Annotated in this window: 21 protein-coding genes and 1 tRNA gene; 9 read left to right on the top strand and 13 right to left on the bottom strand. The window is 58.8% G+C overall.

What is annotated here, in order from left to right; translation table 11 throughout:
* Positions 1-206: 206 nt before the first annotated feature.
* From metA to D5270_RS09160, 6 genes are read left to right on the top strand one after another with little or no spacing between them, the layout of a single operon-like run.
* Positions 207-1,130 carry a homoserine O-acetyltransferase MetA gene (gene metA, locus D5270_RS09185; protein WP_166543812.1) on the top strand — a complete coding sequence of 308 codons (924 nt, stop codon included), beginning with the start codon at positions 207-209 and terminating at the stop codon, positions 1,128-1,130.
* Positions 1,127-1,822, top strand: coding sequence for an epoxyqueuosine reductase (locus D5270_RS09180; RefSeq protein WP_166543811.1), 696 nt, complete (start codon positions 1,127-1,129; stop codon positions 1,820-1,822). Before metA ends, D5270_RS09180 begins: the two co-directional genes overlap by 4 nt.
* Positions 1,819-2,448 (top strand): HAD family hydrolase, encoded by a 630-nt coding sequence (locus D5270_RS09175; RefSeq protein WP_166543810.1) that lies wholly within the window; start codon positions 1,819-1,821, stop codon positions 2,446-2,448. Before D5270_RS09180 ends, D5270_RS09175 begins: the two co-directional genes overlap by 4 nt.
* Positions 2,445-3,035, top strand: a complete 591-nt coding sequence (locus D5270_RS09170) for a GNAT family N-acetyltransferase (RefSeq protein ID WP_161474173.1) — start codon at positions 2,445-2,447, stop codon at positions 3,033-3,035. The genes D5270_RS09175 and D5270_RS09170 overlap by 4 nt, the downstream gene beginning before the upstream one ends.
* Before the next feature lie 23 nt (positions 3,036-3,058).
* Positions 3,059-3,631, top strand: a complete 573-nt coding sequence (locus D5270_RS09165; RefSeq protein ID WP_166543809.1) for a sigma-70 family RNA polymerase sigma factor — start codon at positions 3,059-3,061, stop codon at positions 3,629-3,631.
* Positions 3,632-3,633: 2 nt separating this feature from the next.
* A complete protein-coding gene (locus D5270_RS09160; protein WP_166543808.1) occupies positions 3,634-3,948 on the top strand; it encodes a zinc-ribbon domain containing protein in 315 nt (104 codons plus the stop codon).
* 43 nt (positions 3,949-3,991) lie between these two features.
* Here the strand turns inward: D5270_RS09160 and D5270_RS09155 are convergent.
* Positions 3,992-4,067, bottom strand: a tRNA-Thr gene (locus D5270_RS09155).
* Positions 4,068-4,207: 140 nt separating this feature from the next.
* On the opposite strand from D5270_RS09155, the gene D5270_RS09150 reads away from it, so the two are divergent.
* Positions 4,208-4,567 carry a hypothetical protein gene (locus tag D5270_RS09150; RefSeq protein WP_166543807.1) on the top strand — a complete coding sequence of 120 codons (360 nt, stop codon included), beginning with the start codon at positions 4,208-4,210 and terminating at the stop codon, positions 4,565-4,567.
* A gap of 3 nt (positions 4,568-4,570) precedes the next feature.
* Here the strand turns inward: D5270_RS09150 and D5270_RS09145 are convergent, their stop codons facing one another.
* From D5270_RS09145 to D5270_RS09100, 10 genes are all read right to left on the bottom strand, one after another.
* Positions 4,571-5,149 (bottom strand): lytic transglycosylase domain-containing protein, encoded by a 579-nt coding sequence (locus D5270_RS09145; protein ID WP_166543806.1) that lies wholly within the window; start codon positions 5,147-5,149, stop codon positions 4,571-4,573.
* The gene (locus D5270_RS17120) at positions 5,146-6,753 is read right to left on the bottom strand and encodes an L-threonylcarbamoyladenylate synthase (protein WP_166543805.1); all 1,608 of its coding nucleotides are present in this window, start codon (positions 6,751-6,753) and stop codon (positions 5,146-5,148) included. Before D5270_RS17120 ends, D5270_RS09145 begins: the two co-directional genes overlap by 4 nt.
* The gene (gene prfA, locus D5270_RS09135; RefSeq protein WP_166543804.1) at positions 6,750-7,817 is read right to left on the bottom strand and encodes a peptide chain release factor 1; all 1,068 of its coding nucleotides are present in this window, start codon (positions 7,815-7,817) and stop codon (positions 6,750-6,752) included. The genes D5270_RS17120 and prfA overlap by 4 nt, the downstream gene beginning before the upstream one ends.
* Before the next feature lie 3 nt (positions 7,818-7,820).
* Entirely contained in the window at positions 7,821-8,000 is a 180-nt protein-coding gene (locus D5270_RS09130) for a DUF951 domain-containing protein (protein ID WP_166543803.1), read from the bottom strand.
* A 12-nt stretch (positions 8,001-8,012) separates the two neighbouring features.
* Positions 8,013-9,440 carry a CdaR family protein gene (locus tag D5270_RS09125; protein ID WP_166543802.1) on the bottom strand — a complete coding sequence of 476 codons (1,428 nt, stop codon included), beginning with the start codon at positions 9,438-9,440 and terminating at the stop codon, positions 8,013-8,015.
* A 7-nt stretch (positions 9,441-9,447) separates the two neighbouring features.
* The gene (gene cdaA / locus D5270_RS09120) at positions 9,448-10,344 is read right to left on the bottom strand and encodes a diadenylate cyclase CdaA (protein ID WP_166543801.1); all 897 of its coding nucleotides are present in this window, start codon (positions 10,342-10,344) and stop codon (positions 9,448-9,450) included.
* A 179-nt stretch (positions 10,345-10,523) separates the two neighbouring features.
* Positions 10,524-11,756, bottom strand: a complete 1,233-nt coding sequence (locus D5270_RS09115; protein ID WP_243150293.1) for an aminotransferase class V-fold PLP-dependent enzyme — start codon at positions 11,754-11,756, stop codon at positions 10,524-10,526.
* Complete coding sequence (locus tag D5270_RS09110; RefSeq protein WP_243150292.1) at positions 11,753-11,983, bottom strand: DUF3343 domain-containing protein; 231 nt, start codon at positions 11,981-11,983, stop codon at positions 11,753-11,755. Before D5270_RS09110 ends, D5270_RS09115 begins: the two co-directional genes overlap by 4 nt.
* A gap of 182 nt (positions 11,984-12,165) precedes the next feature.
* Entirely contained in the window at positions 12,166-14,841 is a 2,676-nt protein-coding gene (locus D5270_RS09105) for an S-layer homology domain-containing protein (protein WP_166543800.1), read from the bottom strand.
* Positions 14,842-15,101: 260 nt separating this feature from the next.
* A complete protein-coding gene (locus tag D5270_RS09100) occupies positions 15,102-16,472 on the bottom strand; it encodes a TrpB-like pyridoxal phosphate-dependent enzyme (RefSeq protein WP_161474162.1) in 1,371 nt (456 codons plus the stop codon).
* A gap of 492 nt (positions 16,473-16,964) precedes the next feature.
* Here D5270_RS09100 and D5270_RS09095 point away from each other — a divergent pair, with 492 nt between their 5' ends.
* Positions 16,965-17,741, top strand: coding sequence for a hypothetical protein (locus D5270_RS09095; RefSeq protein ID WP_166543799.1), 777 nt, complete (start codon positions 16,965-16,967; stop codon positions 17,739-17,741).
* Between the two features lie 56 nt (positions 17,742-17,797).
* Here the strand turns inward: D5270_RS09095 and D5270_RS09090 are convergent, their stop codons facing one another.
* On the bottom strand, positions 17,798-18,433 hold the full coding sequence (locus D5270_RS09090) for an HAD family hydrolase (RefSeq protein ID WP_166543798.1): 636 nt from the start codon (positions 18,431-18,433) through the stop codon (positions 17,798-17,800).
* Positions 18,434-18,447: 14 nt separating this feature from the next.
* The gene (locus tag D5270_RS09085; protein WP_166543797.1) at positions 18,448-19,476 is read right to left on the bottom strand and encodes a YdcF family protein; all 1,029 of its coding nucleotides are present in this window, start codon (positions 19,474-19,476) and stop codon (positions 18,448-18,450) included.
* A 129-nt stretch (positions 19,477-19,605) separates the two neighbouring features.
* Here D5270_RS09085 and D5270_RS09080 point away from each other — a divergent pair, with 129 nt between their 5' ends.
* The gene (locus tag D5270_RS09080) at positions 19,606-20,868 is read left to right on the top strand and encodes a prolyl oligopeptidase family serine peptidase (RefSeq protein ID WP_166543796.1); all 1,263 of its coding nucleotides are present in this window, start codon (positions 19,606-19,608) and stop codon (positions 20,866-20,868) included.
* The last annotated feature ends 8 nt before the right edge of the window (positions 20,869-20,876 follow it).

Here is a 20,876-nt window from a genome sequence, read left to right as displayed (position 1 = left end):
CCGCTCTCTCGAGCGCTTGACTATCTTACCACACTCATCCCCTTTTGTCAACACCTTTTTTCAAATTTTTTGAAAAAACTTTTTTGAAGCTTGGATGCTGTACATCCGGCGGCTTGTGTGCTATAATGTATTATATCTGCCGAATCCCCATTTGTCAAGGGTTTTTCGCGGGATTCCGGCAAATCTTTTACTGTGAGGTCAACCCCATGCCCATACGCATACAGGCCGACCTGCCCGCTATTGAAGTCCTTGAGGCCGAGAACATCTTTGTTATGACCTACGACCGGGCGGCGGGCCAGGACATCCGGCCCCTGAAGATAGCTATTCTGAACCTTATGCCCACAAAGACCGAGACCGAGACCCAGCTCCTGCGGCTGCTGGGCAACACGCCCCTTCAGGTTGACGTGGAGCTGCTGCATCCCGCCAGCCATATAAGCAAGAACACCAGCTCCTCTTACTTACATAAGTATTATAAGACTTTCGAGCAGGTAAAATCCCAGCGCTTCGACGGGCTGATAATCACCGGCGCGCCTGTTGAGAAGCTGCCCTTTGAGGAGGTGGACTACTGGCCCGAGATGTGCCGGATAATGGACTGGACCAAGACCAATGTCTACTCTACCCTCTATATATGCTGGGGCGCCCAGGCGGGGCTCTACTATCACTACGGCATTGACAAGCACCCCCTTGATGAGAAGCTCAGCGGCATATACAACCATAGGGTCCTAAATCCGTACCATCCCCTTATGCGCGGCTTTGACGACAACTATTTTGCCCCGCACTCCCGCTATACAACCGTGTACCTCTCCGACGTACAGGCCCATAAGGAGCTGCTGCCCCTGTCGGAGTCCGATATAGCCGGACTTCATATAGTTGCCGAGAAGGGCGGGCGGCGTATTTTCATCACAGGCCACGCCGAGTATGACAGGGATACCCTGGCTAAGGAATACTTCAGGGATGTGAACCGCGGCCTTGAGCCTAGTGTCCCCTACCACTATTTCCCCGGGGACGACCCCACAAAAACCCCTGCCTTCACCTGGCGCAGCAACGCCCACCTGCTGGTGTCGAACTGGCTGAATTACTATGTATACCAACAGGTGCCATTCGACTTTATCGGGGAGGGGCACACATGATAGCGACCTCAGAGCTCAAAGAGCTGCTATATAATGGGGGTGCCTCCCTTGTGGGCTTCGGTGATATCTCCGTGCTTCAATACGGTGGCTATACCTCCTGCGTGGCCCTGGCAGTTAAAATCCCGGCAGATGTTGTGTACGGAATAGGGCTTGGCCCCACCAGGGACTATTTTGAACAGTACCGTGCCCTAAACAACAAGCTGGACTCACTGGCTGAGCTCACAGCGCAGTACCTCACCCGGCAGGGCTTCCGGGCCATGGCACAGACCACTACTGCAGTGGCGGAGTCTTCGGGCTTCCGCACCCCCATGCCACACAAGACCTGCGCTACCAGGGCGGGGCTCGGCTGGATAGGCAAGTCGGCGCTGCTGGTAACAAGGGAGTACGGCCCGGCGGTGCGCCTGAGCTCGGTGCTCACGGACGCCCGGTTTGACTGTATAGCCGAGCCCGTAAATACCTCCGGCTGCGGCAGCTGCACCGCCTGTACGGAAGCCTGCCCCGGCAGGGCCATACAAGGGGCTCTCTGGGACGTGGGCACGCCCCGGGAGAAGCTTGTGGACGTAAAGGCCTGCCGGAGAGCCGCCCGGGCCCTTGCCATGGAACGTATCGGGGAAAAGATAACACTGTGCGGAAAATGTATTGAGGTATGCCCATACACAAGGGCATACCTGGAAAAGGAGAATCTGTTATGATAAAATGCGACAGCGTCCTGTTTGATTTGGACGGCACGCTATGGGACACCACCACCGCCCTTGCAAAAGTCTGGCAGCAGGCGCTTATAGACGAGCCCGACGCAAGGCGTGAGCTCACCCAGGCCGATATCGCCGGGATAATGGGCATGACCTCCGTAGAGCTTATGCACAAGCTCTTCCCCCACCTTTCAGACCAGCGTGGAGCCGAGCTGTTCGACAGGCTCTGTATAATTGAGGACGACTATCTCCGGCAGCACGGCGGCATTCTCTATGAGGGCCTTGAGGAGACCCTTCGCGCCCTCTCTAAGAAATTCCCCCTGGCTATAGTCAGTAACTGCGGGCCCGGCTATATCCCTACATTTTTTGAGGCCCACGGCCTTGAGAAATACTTTGCGGACTGGGAGTGCATAGGCCGTACCGGGCTGCAGAAGGGTGAAAATATCAGGCTCATCTCTGAGCGCAACAGCTTTAAGGCCCCGGTCTATGTGGGTGACACCGCCATGGACCAGGCGGCGGCTGAGTCGGCGGGCGTGCCCTTTATCTTCGCCGCCTACGGCTTTGGAAACGTCGAGGGCTTCCCCTCTGTGGACAGGCCCGCCGGACTTTTGGAGCTTTTGGACCTATGAACACATCCCTGCTTTTCTCCAGCTTCCCCTTTATCACCGGGCAGAACGTGACCCTCTCCCGCATGACCGACATGGACGCCGAGGCACTGTGGGAGGTGCTGGGCGATGAGGAGAATTTCCGGTACGCCCCAACTGCCCCCCTGCCCTCCCCCGTGCTCTGCGAGGGGCGCATGGCCCGGTATGAGGCCATGTTCCGGGACCGGGTTGCCATAGTCCTGGGCATATACCCCTGCGGCGGGGGCAATCCCCTGGGCGGGATATTTGAGATATACAATGTGGACCCTCAGATAGAGAGCGTCACCGTGCGCTTTACCCTGGCCCGGAAGTATACCGGCCAGAGCTATGCCACCGGCGCTCTCCGGGCGGCGGTGGAGTACCTGATGGACAACGTGGGCGTCCACCGGATACAGGCCTATGTGCAGCCCGCCAACTATAGGGGCGTGCTGGTTTTGGAGCGCTGCGGGTTCAAGAAGGAGGGCACCATCCGGGAGGGATTTTTCTGGCCCGACAAGGGTATCGTGGACCTCTCCCTCTACTCCCTTCTGCCCACAGACGTCCGCCGCCACCCCAACAGCCATGTTTTTTAGGCCCTACTATGTGAGGTGATACTATGAGCCATGATTACGGCTCCCTCAGCGACAGCAGGCTGACGGAGCTTGTGCGCGGCGGGGACCCCCAGGCCTTTGTGGAGCTCTCCTCCCGCTATATCGGCCTGCTGCGGAATAAAGCCGCCCTTTTCAGCGGGCCCTCTGTCCCCGAGCCCGACGACCTTCTGCAGGAGGGCTTCTTGGGGCTGTATGCCGCCGCCCTGGGGTATATGGGCAAGAGCTCCTTTGGCACCTATGCCGGGGCCTGCGTGTACAACCAGATGGTAACCGCCGTGCGCAGCAGCAACACCGCCGGCAACCGCACACTCAACCAGGCCCTGCCCCTCACCGAGGCGGGTGACCTGCCTGAACGCTCCCTTAGCCCCCAGGACCTTGTGGAGATGCGCGAGCAGTTCGACAATATGTGGGGAGGCCTCGACCTCTCCCCCCTGGAGCGCCGTGTGCTGCGGCTCTATCTTGGCGGCTGCAAGCGCTCCGAGGCCCAGGAGCGGGCCGGAATAAACGTGAAGGTTTTCGACAACACTCTATATAGAATCCGCACAAAGCTTCGCCGCAGTGCAAAGGCAGGAGGCTGAAAATGAAGAGCGAAAAATTTCTGAAATGCCGTGAATGCGGCAGGAACTTCCTGTTCACCCCCGAGGAGCAGGATTTCTATGCCCACAAGGGCTACGGCAGCCCTCGTCGCTGCAAGGACTGCCGCCGGGCCTCCCGCCTGCGCAAAACAGGCCAGGTCTTCTCCGGTATCTGCGCCGCCTGCGGTAAGGAGGCCCGGGTGGGCTTCCAGCCAGCCCGGGAGACGCTGGTGTACTGCGGGGACTGCTGGGCGCAGATTGCCGCTGAGAGGCGGGCGCTCAGGAGGGCTCGGAGTGAGAGCAGGAAAAGGCAGGGATAGTAAAGCTCCCCCGAAGGCTTGAGCCTCGGGGGAGCTTCTGTTTTGGAGCTGGATGTCGGAATCGAACCGACCACCTCATCATTACGAGTGATGTGCTCTACCGAATGAGCTAATCCAGCATTCGCCCGCCGATGCGGGTACGCTTTATTATACACCCTTTTTCCCCTTCCGTCAAGCCAAATCTTCGTTTACCGGCACAATTTTCTCCGGGCGGGCATATCCTGGGGAAAACGCCTGCTTTGGGAAGGGGGGACAAGATTTGCCACATGCCGACACAGAGGCGCTGGGGCTTTTGGAGGAGTCGGAGCGCCTATTGAGGGCGATACTTCTGGGGGTGGGTATGCAGCTGCGCTCACTGGAGCTGGAGCGCTGCCGCCTGCTGAGGGATGGGTCCCTTGGGGATGATATAAGGCAGCTTCAGCTCTCCGCTACGCTGCTCTCGGTCTGGGGGCTTATGGGCTTTTGGCGGCAGTCCATGAGCGCCGGGGATTCCTGCGAGCAGTCCCTGGGCTCTGCCAGCCTTATTATCGGGCTCATGCGGCTGATGAGACAGCTAGCCCCAAAGTCCCAGGAGACAGCCGCCCAGGACGTCCTTCAGCTAGCTGAACCCCTTGACTAAGACTCAGCCTCTTTTATCCGGGTACAGCTTCTCATAGACCTTCCAGCTTTTCATGACCTTTTTCACATAGGCCGAGGTCTCGGGGAAGGGGATGCTCCTGAGGGTCTCCCCGTCCCCTGAGTGCTCGGGGTCCAATAGCCAGTGGTCTACATTGCCCATGCCTGCATTATAGGCGGCCAGGGCCACCTCGGGATAGCTGTAGTGGTCCAGAAGCCGCCGGAGAAGGGCACAGCCGCAGTGCACGTTGTCCTCAACATTATAGCTGTCCCCGCCGCCGTTTTCCGGCGGGTGCTCTTCTGCCATCCAGCGGAAGGTCTCGTCGGTAAGTTGCATCAGGCCCTTCGCCCCGGCGTGGGAGCTGGCCTTCGGGTCGAAGCCGCTCTCGGACCTTATTACGGCGTAGATAAGCCCCTCCGGCAGGGCAAACTCCTCCGCCTCCCGGCTCACTGTGCCGGAAAAACGCCGGGGGTACATCTGCCGCAGCACCCAGCCGCTTATTTTCGGGCCGTTCAGTATCAGGGCCGCTGCCAGCAGCACCAGCACAGCCAGTACCGCCGCCAGCACCCAGGTACGTTTTTTCATCGGCAGTCTCCTTTCAGCTCAGCACATATCCTATCAAGCTCCGTATCCATAACAACGTCCCCCCCATTGTCTACAGCCAGGTCTGCCCGCTGTATATAGTATTCCTCCGGGTGCTGAGCGCTAAACCTTGCCAGGGCCTCTGCCTCGTCCAGGCCATCCCGAGCCATGACCCGCCTTATGCGCACTTCCTCCGGGGCGGTGACAGCCAGAATCCTCCGGCAGATACTGTCAAGGCCCGACTCGAAAAGTGTCGGCGCGTCCAGAAGCACCGGGCCGTCCATCCCACAGAGCTCCCGCCGGACCGCCCGGGTTATCGCGGGGAATGTGAGCTCCCCCAGGAGTTTCACGCTTCCGGCGTCCCTGAAAGCACGCCCCGCCAGCTTCCGGCGGTCAAGCCTCCCCCCAGGGGCGACGTCCTGCCCGAAGGCCCGGGCCAGGGCCTCTATACACTCACTGTCGTACACATCCTCCCGGCGGGTGAGCCTGTCGCAGTCTATGAGCCGGAATCCCCGCCTCACAAGACCTTCGGCAGCAGTTGACTTCCCCGCGCCGCTGGAGCCTGTAAGCCCCACGACCATAGGGCCCGGCAGGGTTGTGACCTGGAAGGCCGCCGCCCTCATAAGCCGGTTATACACCGCCAGCCCTACCCCTGCCCTGCCCGGCATCTGAGCCAGGGCCCTATGCGCCCCCAGCCCGTCCAGACGGTGTAGGGCCTCAAAGAGCTCCCTTGCCTGGGCCGCCCTGTCATAGCGGGAGCCATAGGTAACGGCAGGAATTTTCACATATTTCTCGGTCTCGTCAAAGCACAGGGCGCAGGTCCCCGGCGTATTCCCCAGGCTGTTTACATACTCTATAAACTCCTCAGGGGAGCCGTCTACTATCTCAATCCTGGCCCTGGGTGCGTAGTGCTTATACTTCATTCCCGGGGATTCCGCCCGCTCTCCTGGGCGAAGCCCACCTGTTACAGCCGGGTCCACCTCAAGGCTTCCCAGCACCTCCCTGAGCTCTGCCGCTGTGACCCCTCCGGGCCTTAAAAGCCTGGGCACATCCCCGCAGAGGGAGACCACCGTGGACTCCACCCCTACCCGGCAGCTGCCACCGTTCAGCAAAGCGTCCACCCGGCCCTCAAGGTATGCGCGGGTATGGGCGAAGGTTGTCGGGCTGGGGCGTCCGGACAGGTTGGCAGAGGGCGCAGCCAGCGGCACTCCCGCTGCCTCTATCACCGCCCGCGCCGCCGGGTGTGAGGGGCAGCGCACGGCTACGGTGTCAAGCCCGCCGCTGGTCTCATAGGGCACCTGCTCCGACTTCGGCAGTATTATTGTCAGGGGCCCGGGCCAAAATCTTTCTGCAAGCTCTATGGCCTTTTTGGGCAGGGAGCTCACCAGCGGGGCCCACTGGCCTGCCTCTGTAATATGCACTATCAGCGGGTTATCCCCCGGACGGCCCTTAGCCTGAAATATCTTTCTTACGGCGGCGGCATCCAGGGCGTTTGCCGCAAGGCCGTAGACGGTCTCCGTGGGTATAGCCACAAGGCCCCCGGCCCGCAGCAGCTCCCCTGCCCTGGCTATCCCCTTGGGTGAGCTGTCCAGAATCTCTGTTATCATGACATGCTCTCCGAGAGCTTTTCGGCCCTGTCGGCGGCTATGAGGGCGTCAATAAGCTCGTCAAGGCCTCCAGCTAAAACCTCCTCCAGCTTGTACAGGGTGAGGCCAATCCTGTGGTCCGTCACCCTGGATTGGGGAAAGTTATAGGTGCGGATACGCTCAGAGCGGTCCCCGCTGCCCACCTGCAGGCGGCGCTCCTGTGCCACCTGGGAGCTCTGCTTCTCCTGCTCCTTGCTCAGAAGCCTGGCCCTTAAAACCTTCATGGCTTTATCTTTATTCTTGTACTGGCTCCTCTCGTCCTGGCACTCCACCACCATGCCCGTGGGCAGGTGGGTAATGCGTATGGCTGAGGAGGTCTTGTTTATATGCTGGCCCCCCGCGCCGCTGGAGCGGAAGGTGTCTATCTGCAAGTCCTTCGGGTCTATGTCTATCTCCACCTCCTCGGCCTCTGGCAGCACGGCTACCGTGGCCGCCGAGGTGTGTATGCGCCCCTGGGTCTCGGTCTCTGGGACCCTCTGGACCCTATGGGCCCCGCTCTCGTACTTCAGCCTGCTGTACGCCCCATCGCCGTCTATCAGGAAGCTGACCTCCTTAAAGCCCCCCAGCTCGGTCTCGTTAAGGGAGACTATCTCCGTGCGCCAGCCCCTGCCCTCGGCATAGGCGGTATACATGCGGTAGAGGTCATAGGCGAACAGGGCCGCCTCCTCGCCGCCGGTGCCGCCGCGTATCTCCATTATCACGTTCTTTTCGTCATTGGGGTCCTTCGGAAGAAGCAGAATCTTTATCTCCTCCGAAAGCTCCTCAGCCCGGGCGGTATTCTCCCTGAGCTCCTGCTGGGCCAGCTCCCTGAGCTCCTTATCCGAGGACTCCAGCAGCTCCCTGGCGCCTTTTACAGCCTCCATGCACTGCTTATACTCCCTATATGCCGCCACCAGGGGCTCTAGCTCCCGGCTCTCCTTCATAAGGGCCGCAAATACGGCTGGGTCGGCGGCACTCTGGGGGTCGTAGAGCTTTTCTGACAGCTCCTCATAGCGGTTTTCAAAAACCTGTAAATTCTCAAACATCGCTTACTCCCTGATTATCTTCCTGATATTCTTCTCTATCTTCCGTCTTGGGACCATAACCTCCCGCCCGCAGCCGGTGCACCGCAGCTTAAAGTCCATCCCTGCCCGCAGCACCAGGAACTCCCTGCTGCCGCAGGGGTGGTTTTTCTTCATCTGCAGCCGGTCCCCTACCTGCACATCCATAGGGCTCCCCCCTTAGTCCGAGGGCGGCGCGGCTGCCACCTGCGCAAAGCTCTTTTGCTGGGGCTCAAGCTGGGCCATGACCTCATCGGCGCTGCCTATAGTCACCGCCATAGTATAGCTGCCCAGCACCCAGCAGGCCTCTCCCGAGGAGCCGGGTATGGTAACAGTGGCGGGCACGTCCACGTTCCCGGTCACGGCGGTCACATTGCTCATGTCCACCTGCACCATCACCGAATCCCCTGTGAGCCTCTGCACCTGGGCCTCTGGGCCTGCCAAGGTGACCTCAAGGGTCTTTGCGATTGGCAGGGCTGCAAGGTCTCCCCCGGGACCGTTTATCACCTGGATATTGCTCTCGGGCACGGTGACCGTCTGCTGCTTGTAGCCGTTAAGGTTTATGGTGACCGTCACCTGGCTGATGGCGGTGTTGCTGCTGTTATTGGTGATATTCCTGGTGTTCTGGGGAATGGGAATTTCAAACTGGAAGCTCTGTGAGGGCTTGCTGGGGTCCAGCTCCGCAAAGTCTATCACATTGTCCATGCGTATCTCCGCAACCGCCCCAAGGGCCTCAGCCGAACCCGCCAGGTCTATGGACGCCGGCTCAACGGTTATGCGGCTGTCGGAGAACTGGGCGGGCCTGTGGGCCATAGTTACAACCACCGGCACGGTCTTCTTGGGGTACACCGGCACGGTCACCTGCTCGGTGTCAACGTCCATGCTAAGATACATCCCCGCAGTATCTACTATCTCCTGCCCATCCTGGCCGTACAGCCGTATGGGGCAGCTAAGCTCCTTATTCTCCCGAAGTGCCCCGTCCACGCTGTAGACCACCGCCGCGCGGCTTATCTTGTTTACAGAGGACTCCGGGCCGCTTATAGTCACCTTCTCTGCAGAGAGCACCGGCGTGCCCGGATAGAAACCGGTGCCCGCGGTGAAGCTTATCTCGTTCTCAACGGTCAGGGAGACCTCCTTATACCGGTCGTACTCAAGGGTTATCTCCTCCGGGCTTATAGACACCACCTCATAGTCGGAATAGGTGGACTTCTTTGCCACGTGCACCTGGGTCGCGGCCTTCTGGGTGGTGTTTCCGGTGAGCTTTGTAGAGGTTGGGTTCAGCGCCGCAGTCACCTCAAAATCCTCGGCGGTGAGCTTGGAGGTTATCATGGTGCTGCCGGAGACCTCTATGTCCACGGTCTGGTAGCTGGAGCCCCAGACCCTCAGTCCGTCGGCCTCGGCCTCTGCGGACATGGTAAACTGGATGGGCACGTTATACACCGTCCTGTTCAGGTCGCTGCTCCCGGCGGCGGTGATAAACCAGCCTATAAGCGCCGCCAAAAACGAGCAGGCCAGCACAAAGCTATTGTGATATATCAGCCCCGAGAGCCGGAACTTTCGCTTCTGCCTGCCCGCAGGCTGCTCCTCGTTACTCTTTCTCATGTTCATATGGCCTTCACCTCCCGCTCTTTTTTCCCTTTACCAGCCCGAGCTTCCCTAAAATGCCGCCCTCGCCACCGGCCTCCTCACCGATAAGCTCTGCGCAGAGGGTCTCGGAGAGGGTCACCCGGTTATAGTTTCTCTGGAGCCTGCCACCTATGGCAATGGATATCTGCCCGGTCTCCTCGGAGACCGCCACTACAACGGCGTCGGAGTTCTCGCTCATGCCGATAGCCGCCCTATGCCTTGTGCCAAGCTCTGCCGAAACGCTGTCGCTTGCCGTAAGGGGCAGTATGCACCCTGCCGCGCAGACACGCCCGTCCCTGATTATCATGCCCCCGTCGTGCAGAGGGGCCTTATTGAAGAATATGTTGGCTATGAGCTGCCCTGAGGGGCCAGCGTCCACAAGGGTGCCGGTGGAGATTATCTCCCCCAGCTTCGTCTGACGCTCGAAAACTATCAGCGCCCCCATGCGCAGCTGCTGGAGAATGGCAGCCGCCTCCACCACTCCGTCAATGGCCTCTTTTGTACCGGCGGTTTCAGCGTCCCGGCTCCTGGAGCCAAGATTGCTTGTAATAGACTGGACGGCCTTGCTATGGCCCACCTGCTCCAGGGCCTTGCGTATCTCAGGCTGGAAGAGTATCACGACCATTATAACGGTGGACTGGAGAAACGCCCTAAGTATGCCGTTGAGCATCATCAGGTCGCCGTAGAAGGACACAAGATACAGGGCCACCAGCAGTATTATGCCCTTGACAAGCTGCCCGGCCCTGGTGTCGCGCACAAGCTTTATAAGCCCATACAGCAGAAAGGTTACTATGGTCACGTCTATGGCGTCCTTAAAGGAGAACCGGCGGGCCAGGTCCAGCACGGTGTCCCCGGCCTGGGTGACGGTCTCGATAAAGCTTCCCATATTTTTACTTCCCCGCTTTCTCCCCACTGGGGTGTATGCTCCCATTATTTTATCACAACCCGCTGTCAAAGAAAAGGGGTTTTTGATAGAATCCCCTGAAGTTTTACAGTTCTTTCACAAAGGAAAGCGCCGGGAGAACAGCTCAGCTATTCCCCGGCGCTTATAGTAAACACACTTGCCTAAAGTCTTGAGACGGCGCTTATCAGTGCGTCCAGCTCCCAGCGTTTTGTAAATACCGATACGGAGGCCCGCACCGTGCCGCCCTCCTCAGTGCCCAGCTTCATATGGGCGCAGGGGGCGCAGTGCAGCCCGCAGCGGACGGCTATCTTTTTCCTTCCCAGGTACTCCCCCACCTCCTCGCTTTTCATGCCCTCCACATTAAAGGACACCACCGGCACATACCAGGGGGCCCTGGGCTCATTGGTATAAAGCTTCACCCGCCTAAGCCTTGAGAGTCCCCTATGGAGGTAGGAGGCCATGCCCAGCTCCTCCCGGTAGATATTTTCCTGCCCTTTTTTTGCCACAAATGCCACGCCGGAGCGCAGGGCGATTATCCCGGGCACGTTTATGGTCCCGGCCTCATAGCGCTCCGGCGGGTCGTCGGGCTGCATAAGGCTCCTGGACTGGGTGCCGGTGCCGCCCTCAATAATGGTCCCCAGCCGGTCCAGAGGGTCCCTGAGCACAAGTATTCCAATGCCCATGGGCCCATAGAGCCCCTTATGCCCCGCGCAGCAGAGATAGTCGATTCCGCTCTCGCCAATATTTATAGGCACTACCCCGGCGGACTGGGCGGCGTCCACGCAGATTTTCGCGCCGTACTGGTGGCATAGGGCCGCAAGGCGCTCCACGGGCACGCGAATCCCGAAGACATTGGAGGCCTGGGTGCAGACAAGGAGCTTTGTCTTCGGGGTCATGGCCTTTCTGAAGGCGTCTAAGGTCGCGTCATTGTCCTCGGGAGTGACCTCTGCCACAGAGTAGGTCACCCCACGCTCTTTAAGGGCCTCCAGGGGCCTCATAACCGCGTTATGCTCCAGGTCGGAGACCACCACGTGGTCCCCTGGCTTTAGGGTCCCCTTTATCACCAGGTTAAGTGCCCCGGTGCAGTTTGCCCCGAACACCACGCACTCCGGCCCCGGGGCCCCGAACAGTGCCGCCACGTCCTTCCGGCAGGAGTACACCGCACTCCCTGTCTCAATGCTCATGGGGAAGCCGCCCCTGCCGGGGTTTGCCCCATATCTTGTCACCGCCCCGCCTATGGCCCGGATAACGCTCTGGGGCTTGGGGTAGGTGGTGGCTGAGTTGTCCAGATATATCATGCCGCCCCGAACCTGCGTGCTTCCATAGCCGTGCACGGGGCCGTTCATGGAGCTACTCATGGGACCATTCATGGAGACATTCATGTGGCCATTCATGGCCTCGCCTCCTGCTCCAGGCGCCCCAGTATCTTTATGCCGTTCTCGGTCAGTATACGCTCCGCTTCGTCCGCTCCGTGGGGCACATATATTCCGTAGCCGCAGCCGGTGGTGCTGCTGGGGGGTATGCGCTCCACATAGGCCCGGACACCCCGCCTTGTGAGCAGGTCGCGGCCTTTCATGGCGTAGGTGACGGAGCTGACCAGAATAACAGGCTTGCCCATCATTATCACCTCAGTTTCAGATTAATAGGTAGGGCCAAACCAAACTTCGGCCCTACGTTATCATATGCCGGGGCCCGTCCTTAGGTGATAATATAGATAACAAAAAGGAGCCCTGAACATTCAAGGCTCCTTAATATATAAACTTAAAGTTATATTATTATATGTTTAGATTACCCAATAATTATCTATCTCTTATCGAGATACTGAATTCTCTCCGGGTATACAAACCCGTATGTGTTTTTCCTGTAATTAGGCGTCTCCACGCCGTATGGCTTGCCCTCGTCATAGTTGCCAAAGAAGAATATTTTGCATTCGTCCAGCCTGCGGTACACAAGGCCCGGCGTTATGCCCCCGGCCATGTGCCACAGCAGTAACTCTGTAGCAAGAGAGGTGGAGTCGGCGTAGTTCAAATCTATCTGGTGGCTGCCGCTGAGCTTAACATAGCCTGAGCCGACCCAGCCGGTCTTGCCGCCGTAGCTTGTCTTGTACCATACCTCCTGCCTTGTGGCTGAGCGTATCACCTTCACCTCGGTGACCTTTATTGAGGCCCCTGTAGGTATGACGCCCGCCTTCTTGCCTGACCTGTCGGTAGTGGCGTAAAGCACCGCCGGATTAGTGCTTGAGCTGGTGTTCACAACACCAGAGGCGGGCTTTGAGGCCGAGACGCTGGGCGGCACCACCATGTTCAGTATCATGTCCGCCGCGTCGGTTGCCCCCTGGCTCAGGTTCCCTGTGCCGATATTATACACCCAGCTTGTAAGGGCGTCGAACTGGGCCTGGCTCATCTTGATGTTGTGCTTTTTGCGGAAGTTCTCAACCGCCCGGGCGTATACGCCCTCGTCGGCCTTTTCAATCAGCATGGCATAGGCCTCTCTGTTGGTGAGGTTATTGTAGAAGGTGTCGTTGGCGTTTGCCACAACATACCCGCAGCCCACAGTGGGGTTGCCTGAAACAAGCACGTCGTCCTCCACCTCGTTGACAATGCCCTCGAAGTCCCTGATAACCGCTATGCCACGGGCGCTGAGCCTGCGCGGTTCGTTTGTGGCGTCGGTATAGCTCACCCTGTCCTTCACCTGGACAGTAAAGCTCACGTTCTCAGTGGAGAACTGGCCCCCTGTCCCGGCATATGCCCTCACGGTATATGTTCCCGGGAGCGTCAGCTTCAGGGTCTGGGTAAACACCCTGGTCCTGTTGTCCGGCAGGCCGTGCTCGGAGCTGTTGCTCTCTGAAACATAGCTGTCGGTGGTATAGCTTGCCCCGCCGGAGATGTCAAAGCGCACCTGGTCCCTGCTGTCGTCGGTTATGGCAAGAAGCTGGAAATCTGTATCCTTCTGCACGATACTCTCCGAGGGGTACGCAAAGCGTACCGGCTCCGGGGAGGTGACCGTCACTGTACATGTGGCCTTCTTATTGCCCGCCCCGTCTGAGTATGTAAGCACCGCCGTGCCTGGGCTTCCGGCGTAGACTATGGCGCTCTGCTTTTTGCTGCTATAGTTTATGGTGTAGCCGACCCTTGCCACATTCGTGTCTGAGCTGCTCCACTTCATGGTGCTCACCTGCTTGTCCGCCGTGGCATCCAGCCTGGCGCTCATGTACTGGCGCATATTCAGGCTGCTGGCGGAAAGGCTTCCGTTCTGGGGCGTGCCGCCGCCCCCTGTGTAGAGCTTTACATAGTCCCCGAGCACAAAGCCCGAAATGCCGCCGGAGGTCTTTATCCCCAGCCAGGGGGCACGGCTTATGTCCGTCACCGTCAGCAGGGTGCCGTCGGGCACGGCTGTTATCACCCTGCCGTCTACCGGGGCCTCCCGCACATTCAGCCCATTGTCGGAAGTGACCTGCACGGTGGAGCCCACCTTAACGCCGCTTGGAAGCTGGCCGGGCTCCGGGGGAGCAGGCGGGTCCGGCTCATCCGGCGGTTCCAGCTGTTCCACAGGGTCAGCGGCCTCGGCTATCTCCTTAAAGGCCCAGTGGGACTTGGGCACGTCTGAAAACTCCTGCTTATCGCTGTCCGCGGCGAAGTTGCCGTCCCTGCGCTCCAGGGCGCTGTTGAGCACGGTTACCACCTGGCAGCGCTTTATGTCGTCGTCCGGGCCGAACCTGCCGTCGCTGTAGCCTGCTATCCAGCCCTTGCCCTGCACGGCGGCTATGGCCTCATAAGCCCAGTGGCTCTCCGGCACGTCCGGGAAGGTGCTCTCCCCCTTGGGGAGGTCGAAGCAGTTGCTCAGCACCACCATGAACTCAGCCCTGGTAAGGTTGTCCTTGGGGCGGAACTTCTTGCCGTCGCCGTTCATTACTCCAAGGGTGCTCATTGCGGCTATGGCCTTATAGGCCCAGCCGGTAGTTGAGACGTCCGAGAAGCTGGCGGAAGCGTCAGCCGGCTTCTCCTCCAGCAGGTTATAGATGACCTGAGCCACCTCCTGCCGAGTGATGGGCGCGTCGGGCTTAAAGCGCCCGTCCGTGGTGCCGGACATATAGGGCTCATGGTCCCCGGTCCTGAGCTTTGCCAGGGCCTTTGAGAACATATCCTGGGCCGAATCCGAGTCCCCGGCAGCTGTATCCCTGCTGCCGGTATCCCCGCCGGCGTTATCTCCGCTAGCGGTACCTCCGCCAGTGCTCCCGGAGTCCTCTTCGCCCGGCTCCCGGCCTGCGGGTTCCGCGGCGTCTTCTATGTCCTCCGTATCCTCTGTCTCTTCTATCATGTCCTCCACGGGCTCTCCGCCGTCCTGTAGCCCGTTCTCTTCTTCCTGCTGCTGTCCGGCATTTAAGTCCGTCCCCTCCGCAGCCGCGGAGCATATGGGAAGCGCGGCTATCAGCACTGCCAGAAGCAGGGCCGTCAGCAGACGTATCCATTGTCTTCGCATAGTAAAGCTGTACCTCCAAAATAAGTCGCCCGGGCAAAACACTCCCCCGGTGAGGCCAATTATAACAGAAAGGTTACAAAATTGCAATCTTTTCTGCCGGAATTCCAGTTATTTCAAGGGATAAGGGGGCTTCCATGGGCCCAAAAACTGCTGTAAAACAGTGAAAACCGGCGGGCATTTGGTATCCCCGCCGGTATTTGTCCACTAGATATTCGGATTTAATAAAATTGTAAGAAAATCTTAGGAAAATTACCCTGATTTTATACTTTCGGCAGCTTGTCAAGGGCCTTCCTGATGTCCTCGTCGGCGGGTATAGTGTCCACCATCTCCCCCTTATGGAAACGCTCATAGGCCATCAAATCAAAGTAGCCTGTGCCGGTAAGCCCAAACAGGATGGTCTTCTCCTCGCCGGTCTCCCTGCACCTGAGGGCCTCGTTCACGGCGGCTAAAATGGCGTGGCTGCTCTCCGGGGCGGGCAGTATACCCTCCACCCTTGCGAACTCCTCGGCGGCCCTGAACACATCGGTCTGCTTCACGGATATAGCCTCCATAAGGCCGTCGTCGTAGAGCTGCGACAGCACGCTGCTCATGCCGTGGAACCTGAGGCCCCCCGCATGGTCCGAGCTGGGGATAAAGCCGCTGCCCAGGGTGTACATCTTCGACAGGGGGCATACCATGCCGGTGTCGCAGTAGTCGTAGCGGTACTCGCCCCTGGTGAAGCTGGGACAGCTGGCGGGCTCAACTGCAATGAAGCGGTAGTCGGCCTCCCCCCGGAGCTTCTCGCCCATAAAGGGGGAGATAAGGCCGCCCAGGTTGCTGCCGCCGCCGGCGCAGCCTATTATGATATCCGGCTTTATCCCGTACTTGTCCATTGCCGTCTTGGTCTCAAGGCCGATAATGGACTGGTGCAGGAGCACCTGGTTCAAAACTGAGCCCAGCACGTACCTGTATCCCTCTGTGGAGGTGGCGACCTCCACCGCCTCGCTTATGGCGCAGCCCAAGGAGCCGCCGGTGCCGGGGTATTCCGCAAGTATCTTACGGCCCACATTGGTGGTGTCTGACGGAGAGGGCGTCACATCGGCGCCGTAGACCTTCATTACCTCACGCCTGAAGGGCTTCTGCTCGTAGGAGCATTTCACCATGTACACCCGGCAGTCCAGCCCAAGGTAGGAGCAGGCCATGGAGAGCGCCGTGCCCCACTGTCCCGCGCCGGTCTCGGTGGTTACGCCCTTAAGCCCCTGGTTCTTGGCGTAGTAGGCCTGGGCGATAGCCGAGTTCAGCTTGTGGGAGCCCGAGGTGTTGTTTCCCTCAAATTTATAGTATATCTTGGCGGGGGTCTGCAGCTTCTCCTCCAGGCAGTAGGCCCGCACCAGGGGGGAGGGGCGGTACATCTTGTAGAAGTCCCTTATCTCACCAGGTATCTCGAAATAGGCGGTGTCGTTGTCCATCTCCTGCTTTACAAGCTCATCGCAGAACACCACCGAGAGCTCCTCTGCCGTCATGGGCTTTAGGGTTCCGGGGTTTAGCAGGGGGGCGGGCTTATTCTTCATATGGGCCCTCAGGTTATACCATGCCCTGGGCATTTCGCTCTCTTCCAGGTAAATCTTGTAGGGAATTTTCTTCTCGCTCATTTTACGTCATCCTTTCATATAGATGGTATAGTGTCCGGGACGCAAAAACCCCCGTCCCGGCAAAGTTTCTGCTGGGACAGGGGTAAAAACATTCAATAACAGCTGAAGCTCACTCCTGCGGTGCCACCCGGCTTGACGCCTTAACACATAAAGCGTCCTCTCAAACGCGCACAAGGACATATCCGCCCCACTATGCGCCGCCTCTTTATAACGGAGCGCCTCTCCGTCTCCCCTACTCATATACGCTACTTTCGGTTTGCCCTCGAAAGCCCATTCATCCAGCCTCTCATGCCCGCAGCGCTTCCACCTGTGCGCCGCTCTCTGTAGGGTGCCAAGACTGCCTACTCACACTTTCTCAACGGTTTATCGTATTTTATCATAGTGAAGCGGGATTGTCAATAGAAAATCAAAATTTTTTGCCGGGGCTATTGTACTTTTCCTTAAAATGGGTTATAATACTAACGTATATCACTCTTACAGAGGTGTTTCAAAATGCTAAACCCGGTTTCATCCTTAAACCCCAGTACGAATATTACAAGCATATATAATTACCGCCTCCAGCGCTCCCAGCGGCAGGCAAGCCCCGAGACCCCGGTAACACCGGTGCGCTCCCCGCTGCCTGTATACTCCGAGGCCCCAAACAGGGTAAACCTGGGCGCCTCCCTGTTCTCCGGCGCGTACCATGCCGAGCAGGCCGGGCGCAGCAGGGTGCTCGCCCCGGAGCATGCCTACTCTGGGCCCAGCCCATTCACCCAGGGCTATGAGGAGTCTGTCCCCGGCACAGTGCTGCCCGGGGCCTACCCAGCCGAGATGGCCGCCCGGATGCGCGTGCAGTACCCTGGCGGCGAGGGTGCAGAGTCCGGCCCGGAGCTTCCCGGGCACGACGGCATAGAGCTTGACGAGCTCCTTGGCGCAGACGGCGCGCAGCAGGCCGCCGAGGAGGGCCGCTGCCAGACCTGTGAGGAGCGCAAGTACCAGGACGGCTCCGATGACTCCAGCGTTTCCTTCCAGACCCCCACCCATATCGACGCGGACGCCGCCCCGGCTGCCGTGCGGGGCCATGAGCTGGAGCATGTGGCCCACGAGCAGGCCAAGGCCCAGAAGGAGGGCCGCAAGGTGGTGAGCCAGACGGTCACCATGCACACAGATATCTGCCCCGAGTGCGGGCGGGTATACGTCTCCGGCGGCACCACCAGGACGGTCACCAAAGCCGATAACTCCGGTGACATGCAGGCCGCGGCCCAGGGTCAGGATAATAAGGACAAATAACTATAATAAATAATTATAAAAATACCGGACAGGGAGCAAATCCCCGCCCGGTGTTTTTATACCGCTTCCAATAGCCCGTCCAGTGCCGGGAGAATTTTACAGCCTGTCTCCCTGAGCCTTTGGCGGCTCATATGCCCGCCCTCTATCAGAATACAGTCGCAGCCTATGGCCCTTGCCACCTGCCAGTCGTGGGCTGTGTCCCCAATGAAAACTACCTCCTCTGGGGCTATTCCCCCTGCCCTCATGTACTCCCTGGCAAGGCCCTCCTTGGTGACGGCAAACACATCGCCAAGGCCCAGCACCGCCTCAAAGAGCCCCTCAATGCCGCAGCGCCTTACCTGCTCTGTCAGGGCCGCGGCCTCAGAGGCAGAGGCTATCAGCTGGACATACCCCCGCTCCCGGAGCTTTTCCAGCACCTCCGCCGCTCCCCGGCGCAGCCCGCAGCCAGCGGCCCGACGAAGGTATTCGGTGATGTACTCCACCGCCAGCTCTGCAAAGGGCTCCCGGGAAAAGTCCCAGCCTGCCGCTTTGTAGTAATCCTCTACGGGGAAGGTGAATATCTCCCGGTAGCGCTCCGGGGTGAGCTCCTTTAGCCCACGCCTTTCCAGCATGCCGTTCATCACGTCTATGCACACTTGGACGTCGTCAAACAGGGTGCCGTTCCAGTCCCATACAATACGTTTATATTTCATGTAAATACGCCTCTCTATATTGTAGTCAGCCCATACAGTATAAGCATTAGCATGGCGAATATCCCCAGCACGGCAATATGCTTCTTCCTGGTGAGGGATAGGTAGCCTGCAAACTCCCTGAGGGCGGCGTTTAAGGTAAAATACCACTTGGTCCTGGCCCCGAAGCCTATGCAGCGTATGCCCTGGTGCTTTGCCAGTATCAGCGAGCGGAACACATGGTAGGCCGTGGTGACTATGGCTATCCTGGGGCGCCTGCCCTCCATCAGCCTGCGGGAGAAGCGCAGGTTTTCCTCGGTGTTCACCGACTCCCGCTCTATTATCACTCTCCCGGGCTCAACCCCGCGCTCTATGGCATATGCCGCCATAGCCTCCCCCTCGGGCAAATCCTCCCCCGGGCCCTGGCCCCCTGAGAGGATAAGCCGCGCTTTGGGGTTATATCTGAGAAGCTGTATGCCGCGGTCGATTCTGGCGGCTAAGAGGGGCGTTATCCTGGAGCCGTCCAGCCCCGCGCCCAGCACGACTATATAGTCCAGCCGCCTTCTCCTGCCCAGGTGCATAAGGTTCAGCAGGGCCGAGAGCACAAACATTGCCATCAGCGCCAGTATATATACGGCAGAGAAGCTGACTATCACATAAAGTATAAGCCCCAGTGTGCCCTGCTGCATAGTGCCCACCACAGGCCAGATGAAGATGAAGCCAAACCATAGGGCCGCGAATATCAGCGACAGCAGGTTCGAGGGGCTAAGGCCCTCCCTGCGCACTATCTTCACGCCCTCAACTATGAACATCACCAGTAAAAACAACGGGAACGCCAGCACAAGCAGCCCGGCTATCAGGGTCAGTGCCAAAAGCAGCCATATGACTATCTCGTGCTCCGAGAGCCAGCTGCTGTATACGGCGGCTATAACCACAGAGAACACCGCCAGGTCCAGCACCAGTATGAAAAACAGCACCCCGCTCCAAAGGCTCCTGGGCTCCCGGAGCATAACTGCCCCGAAGATTATAAGGAGGGTGAGGGTGGCGCCGGACATAATTTCAAGCATATAATCTCCCCCTTTCAGTATGCTTGATATTATTATAAACGTATTCTCACACCGATTGCAAGTACCAATATCTTGACACCCGGCGGCCTATGCGATATAATTAAAAAAACACGCAAAGGAGCATATATAATGAGCAAAGGTTACTACACCCATACCCGTATCACCGACTTTGGCCCCTATGTCACAAAAATCATTCTGCCCGTGCCCTCCCCTGTGAAGGCGGTGGAGCCCGGAAGCTTCTCAGTGTACGTTGAGCGCATGGACGAGAAGGGGGAGCTGCTGCTGCTTCCCAAGTCCTGGATGGCTGTGGACAATAAGGAGCCCAGCCAGGGGTATATCCCTGTAACAAAGGCATACCCCTCGGGCCTCTCAGGAGAGCCCCAGGACTCCGGGGATTTTGTCACTCTGGAGCTGGCCTACGGCCCCCTGCACCAGCTTGCCTCCTGTATCTCCGCACCAAAAGGGCTGAACGTGTTTGTGAACATGCGCTTTACTGTCACCCAGACCAAGCCTGTGGAGGCTCGGGACAGCGCACTGTCCGGGCTTACATACGACTATCCCCTGGGCTCCTCCTGCCCGGACTCAGAGGGCTGGATAAACGACACCTCCCGCACCTCTGAGCCCCTAAACTACGGCTATTATATCCCCCAGACCGTTGAGCCCGGCCCCAGGCCCCTTATTATCTGGCTGCACGGCGCAGGTGAGGGCGGCACGGACCCCTCTGTGGCGTATATGGGCAATAAGGTGGTGGCCCTCAGCTCAGAGAAGGTGCAGAAGCTCTTCGGCGGGGCATACGTTCTGGCCCCTCAGACCCCCACCTTCTGGATGAACGACGGCACTGGGGAGTATGGGCGAACAGGCAGGAGCATTTACAGCAAGGCCCTCATGGACTGCATAGAGGATTTTGTCTCCCGCAACGGGAATATTGACAGGGAGCGCATATATATCGGCGGCGACAGCAACGGCGGCTTCATGACTACCCGCATGCTTATAGACCACCCCGATTACTTCGCGGCTGCCTTCCCTGTCTGCGAGGCGCTGTATGACGAGACCATCACCGACGGCAATATCCAGAGCATAAAAGACAAGGCCATCTGGTTTACCCACGCCAAGAACGACCCTGTGGTGAAGCCCGAGGAGACTGTCCTGCCCACCTATAACCGCCTTATCTCCGCCGGGGCGAAAAATGTCCACTTCACCTTCTGGGACAATATAAAAGATATCCACGAGGGCTTTGTAGACGCAGAGGGCAATCCCTTCGAGTATATCGGCCATTTTGCCTGGATACCCATGCTGAACGACGACTGCACCCTGGGCTACGACGGCAAGCCTGTGACAATAGGCTGCGAGGCCGTCACCCTGCTCCAGTGGCTTGCTAAGCAGAAGAAGTGAGGGTAAAC

Origin of the sequence: Acutalibacter sp. 1XD8-36, assembly GCF_009917525.1 — a bacterium.
In the GTDB taxonomy this organism is placed as follows: Bacteria; Bacillota; Clostridia; order Oscillospirales; family Acutalibacteraceae; genus Acutalibacter.
The sequence above is the reverse complement of the archived record's forward strand: the minus strand, read 5'-3'. Positions and strand labels throughout refer to the sequence as shown.

Coding starts and splice junctions, on each gene's coding strand:
- metA (WP_166543812.1), top strand. CDS start 207: ATGCCCATACGCATACAGGCCGACCTGCCCGCTATTGAAGTCCTTGAG.
- D5270_RS09180 (WP_166543811.1), top strand. CDS start 1,127: ATGATAGCGACCTCAGAGCTCAAAGAGCTGCTATATAATGGGGGTGCC.
- D5270_RS09175 (WP_166543810.1), top strand. CDS start 1,819: ATGATAAAATGCGACAGCGTCCTGTTTGATTTGGACGGCACGCTATGG.
- D5270_RS09170 (WP_161474173.1), top strand. CDS start 2,445: ATGAACACATCCCTGCTTTTCTCCAGCTTCCCCTTTATCACCGGGCAG.
- D5270_RS09165 (WP_166543809.1), top strand. CDS start 3,059: ATGAGCCATGATTACGGCTCCCTCAGCGACAGCAGGCTGACGGAGCTT.
- D5270_RS09160 (WP_166543808.1), top strand. CDS start 3,634: ATGAAGAGCGAAAAATTTCTGAAATGCCGTGAATGCGGCAGGAACTTC.
- D5270_RS09145 (WP_166543806.1), bottom strand. CDS start 5,149: ATGAAAAAACGTACCTGGGTGCTGGCGGCGGTACTGGCTGTGCTGGTG.
- D5270_RS17120 (WP_166543805.1), bottom strand. CDS start 6,753: ATGATAACAGAGATTCTGGACAGCTCACCCAAGGGGATAGCCAGGGCA.
- prfA (WP_166543804.1), bottom strand. CDS start 7,817: ATGTTTGAGAATTTACAGGTTTTTGAAAACCGCTATGAGGAGCTGTCA.
- D5270_RS09130 (WP_166543803.1), bottom strand. CDS start 8,000: ATGGATGTGCAGGTAGGGGACCGGCTGCAGATGAAGAAAAACCACCCC.
- D5270_RS09125 (WP_166543802.1), bottom strand. CDS start 9,440: ATGAACATGAGAAAGAGTAACGAGGAGCAGCCTGCGGGCAGGCAGAAG.
- cdaA (WP_166543801.1), bottom strand. CDS start 10,344: ATGGGAAGCTTTATCGAGACCGTCACCCAGGCCGGGGACACCGTGCTG.
- D5270_RS09115 (WP_243150293.1), bottom strand. CDS start 11,756: ATGAATGGCCACATGAATGTCTCCATGAATGGTCCCATGAGTAGCTCC.
- D5270_RS09110 (WP_243150292.1), bottom strand. CDS start 11,983: ATGATGGGCAAGCCTGTTATTCTGGTCAGCTCCGTCACCTACGCCATG.
- D5270_RS09105 (WP_166543800.1), bottom strand. CDS start 14,841: ATGCGAAGACAATGGATACGTCTGCTGACGGCCCTGCTTCTGGCAGTG.
- D5270_RS09100 (WP_161474162.1), bottom strand. CDS start 16,472: ATGAGCGAGAAGAAAATTCCCTACAAGATTTACCTGGAAGAGAGCGAA.
- D5270_RS09095 (WP_166543799.1), top strand. CDS start 16,965: ATGCTAAACCCGGTTTCATCCTTAAACCCCAGTACGAATATTACAAGC.
- D5270_RS09090 (WP_166543798.1), bottom strand. CDS start 18,433: ATGAAATATAAACGTATTGTATGGGACTGGAACGGCACCCTGTTTGAC.
- D5270_RS09085 (WP_166543797.1), bottom strand. CDS start 19,476: ATGCTTGAAATTATGTCCGGCGCCACCCTCACCCTCCTTATAATCTTC.
- D5270_RS09080 (WP_166543796.1), top strand. CDS start 19,606: ATGAGCAAAGGTTACTACACCCATACCCGTATCACCGACTTTGGCCCC.